General features: G+C 40.3%; 18 protein-coding genes. 8 read left to right on the forward strand and 10 right to left on the reverse strand.

What is annotated here, in order from left to right:
* Positions 1-199: 199 nt before the first annotated feature.
* Positions 200-5,302 carry an Ig-like domain-containing protein gene (locus tag WA352_RS04855; RefSeq protein ID WP_033133754.1) on the forward strand — a complete coding sequence of 1,701 codons (5,103 nt, stop codon included), beginning with the start codon at positions 200-202 and terminating at the stop codon, positions 5,300-5,302.
* 229 nt (positions 5,303-5,531) lie between these two features.
* Here WA352_RS04855 and WA352_RS04860 read toward each other — a convergent pair whose 3' ends face one another.
* Positions 5,532-5,867 (reverse strand): TIGR01244 family sulfur transferase, encoded by a 336-nt coding sequence (locus WA352_RS04860; protein WP_004804274.1) that lies wholly within the window; start codon positions 5,865-5,867, stop codon positions 5,532-5,534.
* A 122-nt stretch (positions 5,868-5,989) separates the two neighbouring features.
* On the opposite strand from WA352_RS04860, the gene WA352_RS04865 reads away from it, so the two are divergent.
* Genes WA352_RS04865 through WA352_RS04880 form a run of 4 tightly spaced genes read left to right on the forward strand, consistent with a single transcriptional unit; the run spans position 5,990 to position 8,273 of the window.
* Positions 5,990-6,886, forward strand: a complete 897-nt coding sequence (locus tag WA352_RS04865) for an alpha/beta hydrolase (RefSeq protein ID WP_033133756.1) — start codon at positions 5,990-5,992, stop codon at positions 6,884-6,886.
* On the forward strand, positions 6,887-7,324 hold the full coding sequence (gene trxC / locus WA352_RS04870) for a thioredoxin TrxC (protein ID WP_004655931.1): 438 nt from the start codon (positions 6,887-6,889) through the stop codon (positions 7,322-7,324). It abuts the gene before it with no gap.
* Between the two features lies 1 nt (position 7,325).
* Positions 7,326-7,739, forward strand: coding sequence for an acyl-CoA thioesterase (locus tag WA352_RS04875; RefSeq protein ID WP_004655929.1), 414 nt, complete (start codon positions 7,326-7,328; stop codon positions 7,737-7,739).
* Positions 7,740-7,793: 54 nt separating this feature from the next.
* On the forward strand, positions 7,794-8,273 hold the full coding sequence (locus tag WA352_RS04880; protein ID WP_033133757.1) for a GAF domain-containing protein: 480 nt from the start codon (positions 7,794-7,796) through the stop codon (positions 8,271-8,273).
* A 54-nt stretch (positions 8,274-8,327) separates the two neighbouring features.
* On the opposite strand, the gene WA352_RS04885 is transcribed toward WA352_RS04880, so the two are convergent.
* From WA352_RS04885 to WA352_RS04895, 3 genes are all read right to left on the reverse strand, one after another.
* The gene (locus tag WA352_RS04885) at positions 8,328-8,831 is read right to left on the reverse strand and encodes a nuclear transport factor 2 family protein (RefSeq protein ID WP_033133758.1); all 504 of its coding nucleotides are present in this window, start codon (positions 8,829-8,831) and stop codon (positions 8,328-8,330) included.
* A gap of 67 nt (positions 8,832-8,898) precedes the next feature.
* Positions 8,899-9,393, reverse strand: a complete 495-nt coding sequence (locus WA352_RS04890; RefSeq protein WP_005206791.1) for a DUF4442 domain-containing protein — start codon at positions 9,391-9,393, stop codon at positions 8,899-8,901.
* A gap of 14 nt (positions 9,394-9,407) precedes the next feature.
* Positions 9,408-9,896 (reverse strand): YajQ family cyclic di-GMP-binding protein, encoded by a 489-nt coding sequence (locus WA352_RS04895; RefSeq protein ID WP_004655922.1) that lies wholly within the window; start codon positions 9,894-9,896, stop codon positions 9,408-9,410.
* A gap of 90 nt (positions 9,897-9,986) precedes the next feature.
* Here WA352_RS04895 and WA352_RS04900 point away from each other — a divergent pair, with 90 nt between their 5' ends.
* Entirely contained in the window at positions 9,987-10,301 is a 315-nt protein-coding gene (locus tag WA352_RS04900) for a rhodanese-like domain-containing protein (RefSeq protein WP_004804287.1), read from the forward strand.
* 85 nt (positions 10,302-10,386) lie between these two features.
* On the opposite strand, the gene mnmC is transcribed toward WA352_RS04900, so the two are convergent.
* Genes mnmC through WA352_RS04920 form a run of 4 tightly spaced genes read right to left on the reverse strand, consistent with a single transcriptional unit; the run spans position 10,387 to position 13,715 of the window.
* Complete coding sequence (gene mnmC, locus WA352_RS04905; RefSeq protein WP_033133759.1) at positions 10,387-12,297, reverse strand: FAD-dependent 5-carboxymethylaminomethyl-2-thiouridine(34) oxidoreductase MnmC; 1,911 nt, start codon at positions 12,295-12,297, stop codon at positions 10,387-10,389.
* A 17-nt stretch (positions 12,298-12,314) separates the two neighbouring features.
* The gene (locus tag WA352_RS04910; protein WP_005184992.1) at positions 12,315-12,773 is read right to left on the reverse strand and encodes a hypothetical protein; all 459 of its coding nucleotides are present in this window, start codon (positions 12,771-12,773) and stop codon (positions 12,315-12,317) included.
* 3 nt (positions 12,774-12,776) lie between these two features.
* Positions 12,777-13,079, reverse strand: coding sequence for a YciI family protein (locus tag WA352_RS04915; protein WP_033133760.1), 303 nt, complete (start codon positions 13,077-13,079; stop codon positions 12,777-12,779).
* 24 nt (positions 13,080-13,103) lie between these two features.
* Positions 13,104-13,715, reverse strand: a complete 612-nt coding sequence (locus WA352_RS04920; RefSeq protein ID WP_004804291.1) for a septation protein IspZ — start codon at positions 13,713-13,715, stop codon at positions 13,104-13,106.
* 45 nt (positions 13,716-13,760) lie between these two features.
* Between WA352_RS04920 and WA352_RS04925 the strand changes: the two genes are divergently transcribed.
* Positions 13,761-14,624: a PHP domain-containing protein gene (locus tag WA352_RS04925; protein WP_005184985.1), complete on the forward strand. Its 864-nt coding sequence runs from the start codon at positions 13,761-13,763 to the stop codon at positions 14,622-14,624.
* A gap of 136 nt (positions 14,625-14,760) precedes the next feature.
* Here the strand turns inward: WA352_RS04925 and WA352_RS04930 are convergent, their stop codons facing one another.
* Positions 14,761-15,654 carry a LysR family transcriptional regulator gene (locus WA352_RS04930; RefSeq protein ID WP_033133761.1) on the reverse strand — a complete coding sequence of 298 codons (894 nt, stop codon included), beginning with the start codon at positions 15,652-15,654 and terminating at the stop codon, positions 14,761-14,763.
* A gap of 103 nt (positions 15,655-15,757) precedes the next feature.
* Between WA352_RS04930 and WA352_RS04935 the strand changes: the two genes are divergently transcribed.
* Positions 15,758-16,804 (forward strand): aldo/keto reductase, encoded by a 1,047-nt coding sequence (locus WA352_RS04935; protein WP_033133762.1) that lies wholly within the window; start codon positions 15,758-15,760, stop codon positions 16,802-16,804.
* 43 nt (positions 16,805-16,847) lie between these two features.
* On the opposite strand, the gene WA352_RS04940 is transcribed toward WA352_RS04935, so the two are convergent.
* Positions 16,848-17,759 (reverse strand): bestrophin family protein, encoded by a 912-nt coding sequence (locus tag WA352_RS04940; RefSeq protein WP_004655906.1) that lies wholly within the window; start codon positions 17,757-17,759, stop codon positions 16,848-16,850.
* Positions 17,760-17,779: the final 20 nt, after the last annotated feature.

Below are 17,779 nucleotides of genomic sequence, written 5' to 3' on the forward strand. Positions count from 1 at the left end.
TAACTAACGTTAGGGGGTGTTTTTTATGGCGTGGAATTTTCAGACAAAAATAACAGATATTAATGTTAAGCAGTTCACTTTCCTAAGGAATAAAGCTGGTATTACGAATTGATAAAATATATTATTTCGAGTAAATTTTTGTACAAAAGTCTTAATCGTATTGTAAGGCTAAATATTAAATAAGATGGAAATTATTGTTATGACATATTTCAAGGGTTTAAAAAAAATCGGGGTAAATACAACAGTATTAGCAACATCAGTTGCATTGGTTGCTTGTGGAGGGGGAGGGGGTGGATATTATGGAAATAATAATTCATCTGGGGATAATAATAGTAATGGAAATAATACAGGGGGCAATCAGTCGGAAACTGATACTTCGAAAGTAGCAGATAGTCTTAATATTATATTGCAAGATACAGAAGGCAAGACTTTACAAATTGCACAGGACAATAGTCAGGTTAAAGTTGCCGTTAAAGTTCTGAATGTCGATAAAGGTGGTGTTGCTGGCAAAGATGTTCGTTTAAGCATTGCTGATTCTGACAAATTAGGTGTAGCTAGCACAAATTCTAAAGTAACATCTGATGCAAACGGTGTTGCAGTCTTTACTCTGAATATTCCTGTATTACAAGCGGACTCAGGTAAGGTTCAACTCACAGCTGTTGTTGATGGCACCAAGATTTCTATTCCATATACTTTAAATATTAAAAAAACGACTACAATCGTAAGTGATTATAATCTAAGTGTTCCGCAGGGAGCGACCCTAAATTTACCAAATGGTTCTGTTGATCTTCCTGTAGTGGTTACGGATACTAAAGGTGGAGCAAAAGCAGGACAGACAATTGAGTTAAGCCTTCCTCAGGAAATGAATGGTAAGTTTGCTATAGAGCCTGGTTCATCTATTACAACTGATTCGCAAGGTAAAGCAACTTTCAAAATAATTCCAAATGCGGGACTTACAGCTGGTGATATTTCAGCATTTATTGGAAGTTCACAGAAACTCACGTTTAAACTGATTGATGAAAATCGTGCCGAAAAGCAAGAGGTGACTTCTTTAACTTTTAAAGATACTTCTAAAATTGTTAATGTTTTAGAGGTTATTACGCCAGAAGCTTCAATTAAAGCAAAAGCAGGTACGGCCAAAGTTCGTGTCTTTGCTAAAAATAGTAATGGTGATGTTTTATCAAATACTAAAGTAAAGTTAGCTGTTGATGCTATTGCAGATTCTTATGGTGTGAAACTTGATAAGATAGAAGCTATAACCAATACACAGGGTTATGCAGAATTTACGCTAACTAGTAATTCAGATTACCCAATCGCCTTGGCTCAACATGGAATTGAGCTTACAGCTACTTATACTGAAAATAGTCAGAATATTAATGGTAAGGCAACCGTTCAAGTTGTAACTGCAGACGAAACAGTAGAAGATCAAGAGGCGATTCAACGGTTAGAAGTTGCGTCATCATATAAAGTTAATGCCGTTGATGGTGTTGTTGAAGTTAAAGTCAAAGCAGTTAACTTTAAAGGATTAGGAGCTTCAAAGGGTAAAATAACACTAAGTTTAAATTCGGAAGCTCAATCGAATGGGGTAACATTTGAAGGCGCTGCAACTCGAGATATAAATGAAAATGGCTTTGTTACCTTTAAATTAAAAACAATTACTTCAGTCCCAAAACCGACGCAAAAGACAATCGATGCGCTAGTGAATGCTGGAATTATTGCAACATTTAAGGCTGGTAATAATGTTGAGAATAAAATAGAAATTTCTGTAGAGGATGCAGCAATTTCGACAGAGGCCCTACAATATTTGCAGATAGATCCTATTCTTGAATCATTTGATCCAAAAAAAGATCAAACAATTACAGTTAAGGTAAAAGCTATTGGTATTAAAGGTAGCCCTTTAAAGAATGAGAAAATTCTTTTCAACTCCTCAAACGAACAGTTACAAAGTTTAGGTTTGAGCTTGAAGGATCAGGCTGAGAAACAAACTGATGATACAGGTTATACTACTTATACTTTTGAATATAAATATAATACAAAACCAGAGCAACAAAATGCTGCAAATGAAGGGATTCTTTTAACGTTTTCTTCTATTTCTGATTCAGCAAAGACGCAAGCAGTTAAGTTAAATTTTGCTACACGTGATTTACCAGAACTTGATTATCTATCAGTTGATACGGATGGTGTTAAATCTATTGTTTTAGGTGTTGAAAAATTAATTACAGTAAGAGTAAAAGCAGTTAATAAACAAGGTAATGCCTTAACTAATCAAGAAGTTGGTTTAAGCGTAACAGATAGTATTTCACTCACAAAAGGAGTGTCATATGGATCGCCAACAAAGGTTACAACTGACAGTAATGGTACTGCTATATTCAATTTAAAAGTTAAACCTCAAAATCAAAGCGATTTTAATACTTTAATGCAAGGTATTGATATAAAGATTACTCCTACTGGAGCAGATACGAAATCTGTTTCGAGACATATTGAGTTATCTGCTTTAACTGTTGATGCTGAAGTGGATAGCAAAGTTGAACAGTTGATGATTGATCCAATTGTAAATGCATATAGTTCTGTACAGAATCAAAATATCGTGGTTAGAACCAAGGCATTAGACAATAAAGGTAATCCTTTAGTTAACGCACGTGTAAATATTACGCCATCACTATCGAACGCTGACATGAAAACGTTGCAGTTGAGCTTAGTGAGCCAAGCTGAGCAGATAACAGATGCGGAAGGTTATGTGACCTTTACATATAGTTATAAATATGATGGCACGCCAGAGCAGGCAGTATTAGCACACTCTGGTGTGGAATTTACTGTGAGTTCAGCAATTACAAATAAAATAGATAAAGTTGGGATTAAGTTTACTTCATTGCCAAAAGTATTGGATTACTTGAATGTAGCTATATCTAATTATGCTGTAACTTTAAATGGTACGGCAAAAGTAATTACCATTACAGTAGATGCTAAAGATATAGATGGTAATGTATTGCCAGGCCAAGTCGTTGGAATTGGCTTAAATGAAGCAGCTTTGCCAAATGGCGTGACACTTCTCACACCGACTTCAAAGGTCACTGATAGCAATGGTAAGGCAACATTCCAGATTAATATTGATCCAAAAACAGCAACTCAAATAGATAATTTAGATGCAAATGATTTGACAGTTGCAATTGTGGGGAAACGTCCAGATGGTACACAATATTCCGCTGTACAGAAAATTGAGTTATCTAAACCTACTGTAGTACTTCAAGATTTGGCCAATCTAGAAATTACTTCTGTAAATCCGAATCTTTCAGTTTTAGGTGGTGAAACGCGAGTTAAAGTAATCGCAAAAGATGCGGCAGGTAATGCAATTCCGAATACACCAATCACAGTTGCTTTATCTTCTCTAGTTTCTAGTCGTGTGTCATTAAGTGGCGTACCAACAACAACTAATAGTAAAGGCGAAGCTGAATTTACTGTCACTGTTTCTGAAGGTAAATATGATGAGAGCCTGATCAAAAATGGCATTATTTTTGCCATTGTTGGTACCAACTTGAATAATGGTGATCGCCTACAACAAACTAGTTCAATTGGTATTACTGCGCCTGCAAATTCATTAAATCCACGTTTGGTAGCTGATGTAAAAACAGTAACTGCGGGACAAACTGTAAAAGTTTATGCTTCTGTTAAAGATGAAATGGGGCTTAATACTGCAGCAGGCATTCCAATGCGTTTAAGTCTCAATTCAGAAGCGACTGCCGCTGGCGTAAAATTATCCAGCGAAGCTGTAGTTATACAAGCAAATGGTTCAGTTGCAGTAGATTTGATTATCCCTAAAGGGGTAAGTTCAGCAACATTAAGCTCCATTGTAGTGACAGGAATAATTCGCGACCCTCGTGGTAATGAAATCCCAACGAATTTAACGTTCACTGTTCAGGATGCAATCAATCCATATCATTTAACAATTGATAGTAATCGCGTGTCACTTAGCTCTGCAGGAGATACTGCATTAGTCACGGTGAAATTATTAGATAGCAATCAGGGTGGGGTTGCAAATCAACCTGTAACTTTATCTATTGCTGACCCTAGAACGGCTACTTCAATTAAAGGATCATCACAGATTGTGACGAATGAGTTTGGTGAGGCTGTATTTGAACTTTCAATGAAAGCAGTTGCTGGTTTAGTGTCTCCAATTCCAAATATTGTACTGACGGCAACTCATACTAATGAAAATGGTGTGGCGGTTTCACAGAATTCACAGCTTCAAGTTCATACACCGACAGCCCTAGCGCCACAACTTGATTTAAAAATTAAGGCATCTAAAGATAAGTTAAATGTTCGTGGTGATGCTGTAGATGTTTCAGTCCTTGTTACTGATATGAATGGCTCAAGCCAATCAGGCAAGGCGGTTACCTTAACAATTCCAGCTTACCAACAAAATGGAGCGTATATTAAGGGAGCCTCGACGCTTGAGAGTGATACAAATGGTTGGGTGAAATTTACTGTAGTAATAGACGAGTCTTTACGTGCAACTGGTTATGATTTTGTAACGAATGATCTAGTTGTTGAAGCTGTAGTAAAAGATACTCAGAATACTGAACGTCGTCAAAGTTATACAGTAGATGTTGTCCCATCAGAGGTTCCTGTAACGATTGGCTCAATTGATGTTAATGTGAATCCAACACAAATAGGTTCAACCAATAATGGTATTTATTATACCTTAGAAGGTTCGGTTCAATTATTAGATGTAGATGGTAAACCTGTCGCAAATCAGGATGTTGTATTAGACACTCGTCCGACATCATATTCATTAGGTAAATGGTTGTTTGCTATTCAAAAAGATCCTTGGGATCGAACAGTAACGCCATTCAAACTAAAAGGTGAATATCCATTTAATGATTTAAAAGCTTGGGTTAAGCCTGGAGATGATTACTATGCATTAAGTGGAGCTACTCCAGATTTAGGTACAACAAATAATACAGTATACGGTTGTGCAATTAATCCAGCTTCTACTTCATGGGTAGCAAATGGTAAAGCTTTACGTGTTGTCCGTTTGATAGGTAGTGACGCAAATCATCCTGCAACAGCTACTTACCGCACAGATAACTATGGGCGTTTTGACTTCCAAATTGAATACCCTAAAGCAAATGCACATTGGTTGAATGTCCAAATTGGTGCAAAAGCAACTCTTGCGCAAACCCCAGTTCGTGGCTATACCAATTTTACTTTACCTGCATTGAAGTCTGATTTTGCTACGGATGGTAGTTATGCACCTAATGAAATCAGTCCTTACAATACTCAGTCAATGACATGTTCTGACTAAAAAAATAAGAATAAAAAAACAGCACTTCGGTGCTGTTTTTTTATAAACTTGTACCCACACTCACCGTCGCTGTCGGGCGAACTTGGAAAGAGCTACAAGCTGAGATAGAGAGGATACATAACAGGACAATGGCGAGTTTTGACATGGTTCTTGATCTATTGAAAAAGAACCATCATCTTATAAATAGAAAGGTTTCACTATTTGGATCAGGTAATAAAATGTAATGAATTTAGTCGTCCAGTAAATCCATTTGTTTAGCAATCTGATATAAATTATTTGAACGGTTACCGGTACGACAGAACATTAAAATTGGTTTTGGCAGTTCATTATAATGATTGGCGAATGTACGGACATCGAGTTCAGTGATTTGCCCAGCAACAACCGGTTGATAGACATAGTCTAGACCTGCACTGCGCGCAGACTCTTCGATTTGGGCACTTGTAGGTTGTTCAGGACCACCTTCCAGATCTGGACGGTTATTAATAATCGATTTAAATCCTTTTTCAACCACTTGCTCAACATGCTCAGGGCCGATTTGACCTGCAAAACCAACATTCTCTGTCATCTTGTCACTCCAAAAACAAACAAAACATTTTATGCTCTATCATAGCATTAAGCTCGATCTTGAGTTTAAATGTCTATAGTAAATAAGTGATGATAATTAAAAGATAAGGCAATGGAGCGCGCATGCATACCTATACCGTTGAGCCGTTGTATGTTGCAAGTGGTGATGAAACCATCGCTGCGGATTTCTATTTACCTAAAGCCAATACCAAAGCTGCTGTGATTATCATGGCGCACGGCTTTGCAGGTTTGCGTCAATTTAAACTGGTTCAATATGCACAGCGTTTTGCCCAAGCAGGTTATGCAGTCATTTTATTTGATTATCGTTATTGGGGCGGCAGTACAGGGAAACCACGTGAATTGGTTTCACTCAGTGCCCAGCTTGATGACTGGAAAACCATGGTTCAATATGCTTCGAATTGCAAGCTGATTGATAGTCGACGGATTATTTTATGGGGAACCTCGCTTAGTGGTGGATATGCCTTAAGTTTAGCAACAGACCTGAAAAACATTCAGGCGGTCATGGTACAAGTCCCCTATGTTGATGGGGCTGAAACGGCCAAGCTTTACCCTTTGCAACGTTATCCCGAAGCATTAAAGCGTTCCAGTCAGGATTATATGGGCTCTAAGATGGGCTTGGTACCTAAAACCTTACCTGTGGTCGATCAATATCGACTGTGTTTCCTACCGACTTCAGATAGTTACTACGGATATCACTCGATTGTAAATCCAGATTATTACTGGAGTGGGGAAGTTCCTGCACGGGTGTTCTTTAATTTGATGCGTTATCGACCGATTCAGTTTGTACGGAAAATTAATATCCCTGTTTTATTTATTGCCGCCAAGCATGACTCCCTGATTCCAATTGAATCGAGTCGAGAAGCTGCGACCAATATTGCGCCATTTGTGAGCTATCATGAGTGGGAAATGAAACATTTTGATGTTTATCATGGTTCTTGGTTTGAAAAAGCAGTCACAACCCAATTAGAATTTTTACATCAACATATTGGAGTGATGTAGATGATTATTGTCTGTGCATCATGTGGTGCAAAAAATCGCGTACCCGAAGAAAAATTAGCAGTTCATCCTAACTGTGGACAATGCCATAAAGCGTTATTGCCTTTAGAGCCGATTGAACTGAATGAACAGAACTTTAGTAATTTTATCAGTAATTCAGATTTGCCCGTACTGATTGATCTATGGGCAGAATGGTGTGGTCCTTGTAAAATGATGGCACCTCACTTTGCTCAGGTCGCTAAGCAAAATCCCTATGTGGTTTTTGCCAAAATTGATACCGAAGCCAATCCACGTTTAAGTGCTGCATTTAATGTGCGGAGTATTCCGACTTTGGTCTTGATGAATAAAACCACGGAATTAGCGAGAATCAGCGGGGCATTACGTGCACCCGAGTTACAACAATGGCTAGACCAGCAATTACAGCAACACCAAGGACATTAACATGAGCGAACGCCCAACTCATCCAGAAGGGACTTTATCACTACAAAACATTGCCATGCCCGCAGATACCAATTGGAGTGGTGATGTTTTTGGCGGCTGGATTGTCTCTCAGATGGATCTCGCAGGAGCGATTCATGTTGAACGTTTTAGTAAAGGTCGTTGTGCGACGATTGCGATTAATCAGATGACCTTTTTGGTACCTGTTAAGGTCGGGAATGTGATTAGCTGTTATACCAAAATTTTGAAAGTTGGCAGTAGTTCAGTACAAGTCCAAATTGAGGTATGGAACAGTCATGATGATTCTCGTGAACCAGTACGTATTACCGAAGGCGTATTTACCTTTGTTGCGGTGGATGTGAATGGCAAGAAACGTTTGATCTCAGAAGAGATTAAACAGGCATTTGCAGCAAGCTAAGTTCTCTTTTATCGAGTGAATGAAGCCAAGACTATTTTTGATTTGGAATGAAGCATGGCAGAAGAATTAGTTTTGCAGCAAGGCCATAAGGCTGAGCAATATCAAAGTATCCTCCCTCAGATTCAGGCAATTGTTGAAGATGAAAGCGATGTGATTGCCAATCTCGCCAATATCTGCGCGGCGTTAAAACAGCAATTTGGCTGGTTTTGGATTGGTTTTTATTTAGTCAAAGACAATGAATTGGTGTTAGGTCCATTCCAAGGCCCAATTGCCTGTACCCGTATTGGCAAAGGCCGCGGCGTATGTGGTGCGGCATGGCAACAGCAGCAAGTGATTGTGGTACCTGATGTGGATCAGTTCCCAGGACATATTGCTTGTAGTTCTGCATCAAAATCGGAAATTGTTTTACCGATTATGAAGGCAGGGGAGTGTGTGGGCGTGTTGGATATTGATAGTGATGAACTGAATCAATTTGATCAGATTGATGCAGAATATTTGCAAGAGCTGATGCTGATCATTGAAAAATTTATTTAAGTATTTAAAAAATAAAGCCCAAATCAGTTTGGGCTTTATTTTTTTGTGTGCTGTTTAGAACATGGTATTGGAATTCTGGCTCTTTTCAGGAATATTTTGTATGACATCCCAATGCTCTACAATTTTTCCATTTTCTACACGGAATATATCAATAATCGCTCGACCTCGATCGCTGTCATTCTCTGTAGAATGCACATGCAGGACGACTAAATCTCCTTCAGCAATTGCTTTCTTGATGACATTCTTTGCCTGAGGGTTATTGCTAAATTTTTGGCTAAAGAAGTTTACAAATGGTGCCTTACCGTAAGGTACATTCGGATTATGTTGAATATATTGATCCCCAATATAACGATCGGCATATTGTTTCACTTGGTGTTTTAAGAAAACACCTTCATAAAAATCGACCACGATTTTCTTGTTTTGTTCAGCTAAAGATGGGATCTGTTTGGAAGGGATCGAAGCCGAAGCATTAGCGGCGAGCACTTGAGCAGAATAAGTCGCGAGGTTGAGCGCAATAAAAAAATGAGAAAGCAGACGTATTTTTTTCATTTTTAGCATCAGAACACAAAAAGTGATCTTTGCATCCTGATGCTAATACTGTCACTAGAATAGTCTAGGTCAGTTATTATTTTTTACGTTTTGGTAACCAAGCCCAAAGCATTTGGCATTGGATTGGTTGATTGCCTGCATCATCAATCACGGTCACTGGCACCAATAACTCGCCTTTATCATTATCCGCAATAAACTTTTGTTGATCTGCTGATAATGTTGCAGTTGCTGTTAAACCGCCTTGAGCAACTTTTAAATAGTCAACATGCAATGATTTGATCAACAAAATTCGATCATCTGGTACATGTAAACCAGTTAAAAAGCCCGTTGCCGTTTCAGATAATAAAGCCATCGCAGCAGCATGAACGCCTTTAATATGATTCTGCATATTGCGTTGGTTTTCAATGCGAACAGTAACATGGTCTTTATCCACTTCTAAATAGCGAATATTTGCTGTTCCAACCATCGGAACCACACGACCAAAAGCTTTGCTCCAGAGCGTGCTACGGATTCCTTTCGGAAATTTAGACGTGGTTTTAACCAGCTTATAAAGGCGGTTATCTTTTGCCATAGTGAACCTATTGCTTAATCTTTGAAATTATTAAATTGCAGTGGCAGACCAAATTGTTGTTCACGTAAAAAGTTCATGACTTGTTGCAAAGTATCGCGCTTTTTATCCGTGACACGGATTTTGTCTCCTTGGATAGAAGATTGCGCTTTGATGCCACTTTCTTTAATGGCTTTATTAATTTTTTTTGCAGTATCTGAGTCAAGTCCATCTTTCAGCTTGATCACTTGCACCACATTTTTACCAGAAGCTGTGGCTTTTTGCGGATCTAAAGCTTGTACATCAATTTTACGTTTATAGAAGTGATTTTCGAGCATGGTATAAACTTGCTCACATTGGAAATCGCTTTCAGTTGAGATTTTGATTTCTTTATTTTTCTCATTTAACTCAATTGAAACGTCTTGTCCACGAAAGTCAAAACGTGTTGCGATCTCTTTTTCTGTATTTTGTACAGCGTGATTAACTTCAAATAACTCTAATTCAGAAACAATATCAAAAGAAGGCATGGTTAGACCTTTACAAAGGGAAAGAATATTTGAGATGCTAAGGGGGTTTTCTTCATTTGCCAAGTGTTGTTTACATCAAAGGAGTGCACAATGATCCGTAAACAAGAAATTACAACATTTGAGTTCCCAGAAGGCGCTGTCATCTGGGATGTCCGAGATACCAAAGCGTATACAGAGGCTCATGTTAAAGGGGCGGTGAATCGTCCAATTACTGATATCACTGCGGATAGTTTGACTCAAGTTGCAGCGGATCAGCCGATTTATATTTTATGTGGTGGCGGAAGTAAAGCACCGCGTGCAGCAGAACTGTTAGACGGTATGGATGGTTCTCGTGAATATGTTGTGTTAATGGGTGGCACACGCGCAGCGCGTGATGCAGGCTTGCCTTTAGAACAAGGCGCTTAAAGCACTCAAAAGATTGGCCAAAATACAGCTGTATTTTGGCCAATTCAAAATTTTAGATGTCAGTTATTTTAAAATTAAAAGATATTTAACCAGAATAATACGGTTTTTTTGCTTTAATCTTCTTTTGAAAACGCTGTGGATTGAGTTTATCCAATAATGATTGTGGAATTGGACAAAGTTCTCCGAGTACTAAAGCCGCTAATACTTCGCTACACAACGGCGCAAACAAGAATCCCTTTGAACCTAAACCTGCAAAAGTATAGATTTGCTGGTGATTTTGCATTTTTCCAACTAGAGGAAAGTAATCCAGACTTTGTGCACGCACAGATGCACGGCCTTGCCATGTTTCAGTGGATGGAAGCTGTTGCGCATATTCAGGGAAGACACTGTGGATAAGTTCGTAGTTATGCACATGATCTTCTGCTAAAACTTCAACATCGTCTCGATTGGGATAAAAAGATGCACCTAGAATCAATTGAGCGGCATCCAGTTGCATACAATAACCGCCATAACTATAGGCTTGATCTAGAGCTAAAGCGTGCTCGCGATTCTCAACCCAGCTGACTTGTCCACGAATTGGTTTTAACACGGGGTAGTTTTCAAACAGCTCAGCACTTTGCTTGGCACAACACACAATCACATCATCGGCTGTTGCGATGAGCTGTTGATCTTGCCAAAGCTCTGTTTGGTTGTCTGCGCTATTTAAGCGAGAAATTTTTGCCTTTTCGATTTTGATATTCGGATGGTGCAAAATTTCATCACGCAGTTGCTGTGGAGAAACTGCACCAGCCTGATGTAGCGTCAAGCTTGGATAATCAGTTTCAGGTATTGCATCTTGCTGATCTTGAGTGGATAACACGCCCGAAGGATACTGTTCCGATAAGCTGAGTAATTCATCCGCATTTTTTAAAGCCATTTGTTGGACTTGAATGGGTCTAAATGCTTTGAATCTAGGATAAAAATTCAATGCATGTTGCCAGCTTAAGGTCATCAAATGTTCATGTGCCTGTTCAATTGAACACAGCTTAGGATTGAGTAGCGCAAGGGGGTTGCCTGATGCCCCGGAGAGAGGCTCATTTTGCTCGTAGATCGTGACTTGATGACCACGTTGAGCAAATGCCCATGCTGTGCTTAAACCTGCGATTCCAGCGCCAATGATGGCAATTTGACGAGGTCTTGAATTGGAAGCCGTTGGTGCTAGTTTAGATTGAACCTTAATTTCTGGTGCTGCATCAGTAGAATCGGTTAGCGCTTGTGACGAATCAGACCAAATAGCTTTTAACATTTCACGTTTATGACCGAAACCACGTGGACGGCTAATCTGCACACCATGTTGTTTCAGTCCACGTTTCAGCACACCGGCAACACTAAAGGACGCAAAGGTCGTTCCAAACTCAGATAAACGCACGATGTGATTGAGTACATTTTCCTGCCACATATCTGGATTGCATGATGGAGCAAAACCATCGAGAAACCATGCATTCACGGCTTGAGTCTTCGGGATACTTGGAAAAATATCCTGAGCATCACCCAACCATAAATCAATACTAAAACGTTCTTCAGGAAAACTTAAGCGATGGCAGCCTGCGATAGGCAGGGGATATTGTTGAATCAGCTGTTCTGCAAGTGGCTTAAGTTCAGGCCAGACATTCAGTGCACGAATCAGATCAGCTTTATTGAGTGGAAATTTTTCAACACTGATGGTATGTAAGTGGCTGTGATTATCTGGACGAACCTGCTGCCAAAGTTGCCACAGGGTCAGAATGTTTAAGCCCGTACCAAAACCTGTTTCGCCAACACAAAAGTATTGAAAATCTTTTAGTTCTGATAGGCGTTCAGTTAGGTCATTACCATTTAAAAACACATGGCGTGTTTCAAGTAAACCGTTATCTTTGGAAAAGTAGACATCGCCAAACTGTTTAGAAATGGGAACTTCGATACCATCGACCAGTTCCCAGTCTAATTCGGCTGTTTGTAATTTTGCAGATTGAGACATAAATAAAATGTTGGGATTTACCACTGACGACGACGTTTAGTGTGAACATAACTGGCAATTAAGAAGCCGAGAATGACACCCACAGCAATGGTCATTGCGCCATATAAAAACATTTGCGCACTGCGTTCACTTTGTAATACTTGAACTTGTACGGTCAGGTTGTCATTTTTTAACTGTAATTCTTGGTTCTGCGAAAGTGCTTCTAAATTGGCATGTTCCAGTTGCTTCAAGCGGCTGGCTTGATCTTGAATCATGGCTTTGACTTTTGCATCTTGCTGCTGTTTGGCTTTGGCAATTTGTTCAGCGGTCAAAGGTTTGGCTACTGCTGTGGTTGCATTGGTTGGCGCAGCAGTTGTGGCATTGGGTTGCACTGGGGTTGTGTTGGCTGCTGGAGCCGCAGGTGTTGCTGGCTCAACTGCCCATGCAGGAGAACTAAATAAACATAAAGCCAATACGCTTTTTAAGACAACTTGCATGATTTACCCTTTTGGAAAAGCTTTGTTGAAAGGTTTTACCTCAATATTTGAGTAAATCCCTTCTTTTAAAAATGGCTCTTCCTGAATCCAAGCATCTAAGGATTCACGACTATCAAACTCGACAATGATGGTACTGCCCAAAAAACCAGCTTGTGGATCATTTGGATCTTTCGGATGCGCACCAGCCGCAATTAAACGTCCTTCATCATCTAACTTTTGTAGACGTTCAATATGTTGTGGGCGGGTGGCTAAACGTTTTTCCAAAGTACCTTCGCGATCAGTACAAGTCAGCACAAAATATGGCATGGCAGTAGCTCGATGATTTAAAATCTATTCAGTGGTTTTAAAATGCTTTCTTAAGAAAAACAGTATAGCAGCTAGGTAACTGATAGAAACGATAATATCGCCAAAAGCAGTGAATTCGCCCCAATATTTTCCTTGCATGTAGACAAAACCAAAGAAGAAATGCAAAGCCGCAAGTAAAAAGAATTGACCACACCATGCCCAGTTCAACTTTAACCAACCTTTAGGGCTGAGCTCTAACAACGAGCCTAAAAGTTTTTGGATAATTGGCATACGTTCTTTATTGAATAGTGGCGTAACCAGAAAGCCTAATCCGATACCGATATTGATGATGATCGCCTTCATTTTAATATAGGTCACATCACTAAAGATCAGGGTAATTCCACCAAAAACGACCGACATGACGACAATAAACCACTGCATTTTTTCCAATTTAAATTTTTGGAAAAAGAACAAACAGCCATAAACCACTAAGGTTGAAATGAGTAGCGCACATGTTGCAACAAGGATATGATTTTGATCGAGATTTCCAGAGCTACCCACCAACTGTAGCAAAGGATGATGACTATCTTTAGGATCAGTGGTTTTATAGAAATAAAAGAAGATAATAATTGGAAGATAGTCGAGCAACGCTTTCATGTTACAGTACGATGATGAAATAGGTCAGATAGCATAATACAAACCATGTTCGGTGTCGATTTACACACACATACACTCATTTCCGATGGTACCTTCTCTCCTGAGCAACTGGTACAGGCTGCTGTTGATTTAAAAATCCACACCCTTGCCGTGACAGATCATGACACTATGGATGGCTTGGGGCGTGCGCAAGACTATGCACAAGCTCATGATATTAAAATCATTTCTGGTGTGGAAATTTCTAGTCAATGGTCTCGAGCAAATACCAAGAAGAGTTATGGCGTACATATCGTTGCCCTGAATATGCAAGATGAAGCACCGATCAAGGCGATGCTGGAACAACAGAAAAAAGTCCGTGCCGAACGGGCAAAAGTGATTTGTCAGCTCTTAGAAAAATGTATCGATTTTGATATCTATCCTGATGTGATTGCCCAAGTGGAGGGGGAAGCAGATCGTGTCACTCGAACCCATATTGCCAAAGCTTTAGTCGAAAAGAATATTGTCAGTCGCCCACAGCAGGCTTTTGACCGTTTTCTGAAAGAAGGTAAAAAAGCCTTTGTTAAATTTGAGGGGATGGGTTTAAAAGAAACCATTGATGTGATTCATGCCAGTCAGGGTTTCGCCGTGCTTGCTCATCCGACCCGTTATGACCTGTCTGCCACCAATATCCGTTATTTGATTGAACTATTTGCTGAATCAGGTGGCGATGCTGTGGAACTACCACCAAGTATCGAACCTGCTTCGACACGTCAAATGGTCGATCGTATGATTCAACAGTTTGATTTAGCTGTTTCGATCGGCAGTGATTTTCATGGCGAGAATATGCCGTGGATTAAATTGGGACAGACACCACATCTTAAAGAGGGGCAGAAAGGGATTTGGGAAAGCTTTAAACCATCGGTGATATGAAAAAATTAGAACTTTGCCTCATCCTTGTTTTTTTCATGCTGCTTGCATGGGGCGTGCAATGGATGTTTCATGGTTTTGCAGGGGTATCCTAATCAATATTGCAAGGTGAAGATTAGTCTGACGTACTAATTTTTCATCATTCACGCTGCTGAAAGTAATCGACTAAATAATCCAAGAAGCGTTGTACTTTTGGCGCCATCAGCTCCCGATGCGGAAATACTGCATAAATTGCCGTAGCTTCAACAGGATAGTCAGGTAGAACTTGTACTAATCTTCCTGAAGCGAGATCTTCAGCCACATGCCAGATCGAATGATTGGAAATGCCAAGACCTGCTAAGGCCGCTTGCCGAACGCCTTCACCTGAGTTGGTTGCAAAATATCCCTCGACATGAACCTGTTCCACTTGACCTTCTGCATTGATCAAATGCCATTGATCGGTCAGACCATGGCCATGCTGTTGCAAGATACAACGATGTAACTTCAGATCGGACAAGGTTGTTGGCACACCATATTGTTGTAAATAGGCGGGAGAAGCACAGAGTAAACGTTGATTTGTACTCAACCGTTTGGCAATCAAGCTTGAGCTTTTTAACTGACCAATGCGAATGGCCAAGTCCATACCTTGCTGAATAAGATCGATGTTTTGATCATTCAGATCTAAATGAATTTTCAGTTCAGGATGCAATAGTGCAAACTCGGCAATCACAGGCATCAAAACTTTTGTGCCAAAGGTCGCGGAGGTGGTAATCCGAAGTGTACCTGTGAGCGGCCGATCTTTAAGCTTTAATGATTCTTGCAAGTGAATAAAATTAGCAATCCAATGTCGACCATGTTCAAGCAAAACACGACCTTCATCGGTTAAGGTCAGTTTCCGCGTGGTGCGATGAAACAAGCGCAATTGTAGGTTTTGTTCTAAGCGCTGCAATTTCTGACTGGCAACTGACACTGAAATATTAGCGTCCTGAGCGGCTTTACTGATTGAGCCTAAGTCTGCCACTCGAATAAAAAACTCAAAATCTTCTGTATTCATTATCAATAAAATCAGAAAAGTATTTCTTGATTATCGTGGTTTTTCCAACAAATCCCTAGGGGTATTTTTGTATCTAAGCCATCATATGTTTAAGAGACAGATCATGAAATATCATTTTTTAGGAAACTCGGGTTTAAAGGTTTCAGAGTTGGGATTTGGTGCAGGGACCTTGGGTGGGCAGGGACAAATCTTTGCTGCTTGGGGACAAGCCAGCCAAACTGAGGCCAATCAGATGATTCGCGCTGGTTTAGATGCAGGCATTAATTATTTTGATACAGCAGATGTGTATTCAGATGGAGAGTCTGAACGAATGCTGGGTAAGGCACTTGCATCAGAACGGCAGCATACTATTATTTCGACCAAAATCGGTATTCGTAGTTCAGAGCATCTAAATGATGCAGGATTTAGTCGACATTATTTATTGTCCGCAGTTGAACAGTCCTTAACTCGATTGGGAACGGATTATATTGATGTATTACAGCTGCATCAGTTTGATAGTTTTACTGCATTGCCTCAGTTAATGAAAACACTTGATGAACTGGTCCGTAGTGGCAAGGTACGTTACATCGGTGCTTCGAATTTTGCAGGTTGGCAACTGATGAAGGCGCAGGCCATTGCTGAGCAATATGGCTATGAAAAGTTTGTGGTCAATCAGGTTTATTACTCATTGATCGGTCGTGATTATGAATGGGAGCTGATGCCCTTAAATGATGACCAACAAATTGGTGCGGTGGTATGGAGTCCTTTAGGTTGGGGCCGATTGACGGGTAAATTTGATCGGGAGAATCCGATTCCAGCACAGAGCCGTTTACATGATACAGCGCAATTTGCGCCACCAGTGAATGAAGCGCATCTCTATGCTGTGATTGACGTGCTAAAGCAGATTGTAGTTGAAACTGGCTATACGATTCCGCAAATTGCCTTAAATTGGTTATTACAGCGCCCAACGGTATCCAGTGTATTGATTGGTGCGCGTAATCAAACCCAACTGCAAGACAATCTTGTTGCCAAGGATATTCAACTGTCGATTGAACAGACCGAACGTTTAAATCAGGTCAGTGCGGTCTATCCGCCTTATCCTTATTATCCCTATTGGAATGGACAGTTTACCGAACGCTTTAAGTCCATAGTCCCGTCACAATTTATTTAACTGATGTTAAGTTAAAAAATGCCCTCATTGGAGGGCATTGAAATTAGAGCAGGTTATGGTCATGCGCCTGAATTGGCGGTGGGGTTGGTCGACCTAAAGTTCCAAGGAGTTCAATTTCAATTGAACGGACCATCGCATCCAGCGGTAAGTCGTTGCTTTGTGTGCCGAAAGGCTCTTCTATTTCAGTGCTTAAAGCATCCAGACCTAAAAAGGTATAGGCCAAAATACCGACCAATAGTGGTGTCACCAAGCCCAATAAAGAGCCAAGACTGAATGGCAACATAAAGCAGAAGAAATACACAGTACGATTCAGTAAAACCGAATAGGCGAATGGAATGGGGGTATTCGCGATCCGGTCACAACCTGTTTGCATTTCACTTAACGCGGCCACATGGCGGTTCATCTGGGTATAAATAATATCCGAGATTTCGCCTTCTTTCATCGCCTGTAACAGTTCCCATTGAATCAGACTCAAGGTGTACTGCGGCGCATTATGCTGCTGATAGAGTTGGGTCAAGGCTTGTTGGCTCAGACCACTGGTTTCAGTCAGCTCGGTTGGATTGGCGGTTTGATGACGCAGACGATCACGCAGCACATTGGCAAATACAATCACATTTTGAATGATACGTTCACGACGTGCCTGAGTCAGCACGCGGCAATCGCGGTCAAAATGGCGTGCCGTGGCAATCAACACACCCCAGAGTTTACGTGCTTCCCACCAGCGGTCATAACAAGCGGTATTCTTAAATCCCAAGAAAATGGACAGCACCACACCAATCAACGTGAAGCCGACTAATGGAATTTCCGGGAAACGATATAGATTGACATACTCGACCCCGCCAATGATGGCAGAGATCAGCATCACGAAACCGAGAGAGGGCAAAATTTTGGGTAAAATTGTCCCTCGCCATGAGAATAAAACTTTAAAAATACTCGGCTGGTCACGGACAATCATGTTATTTGAATCATTAATTT

It is taken from the genome of Acinetobacter sp. 102, assembly GCF_037028485.1.
GTDB classification, from domain to species: domain Bacteria; phylum Pseudomonadota; class Gammaproteobacteria; order Pseudomonadales; family Moraxellaceae; genus Acinetobacter; species Acinetobacter higginsii.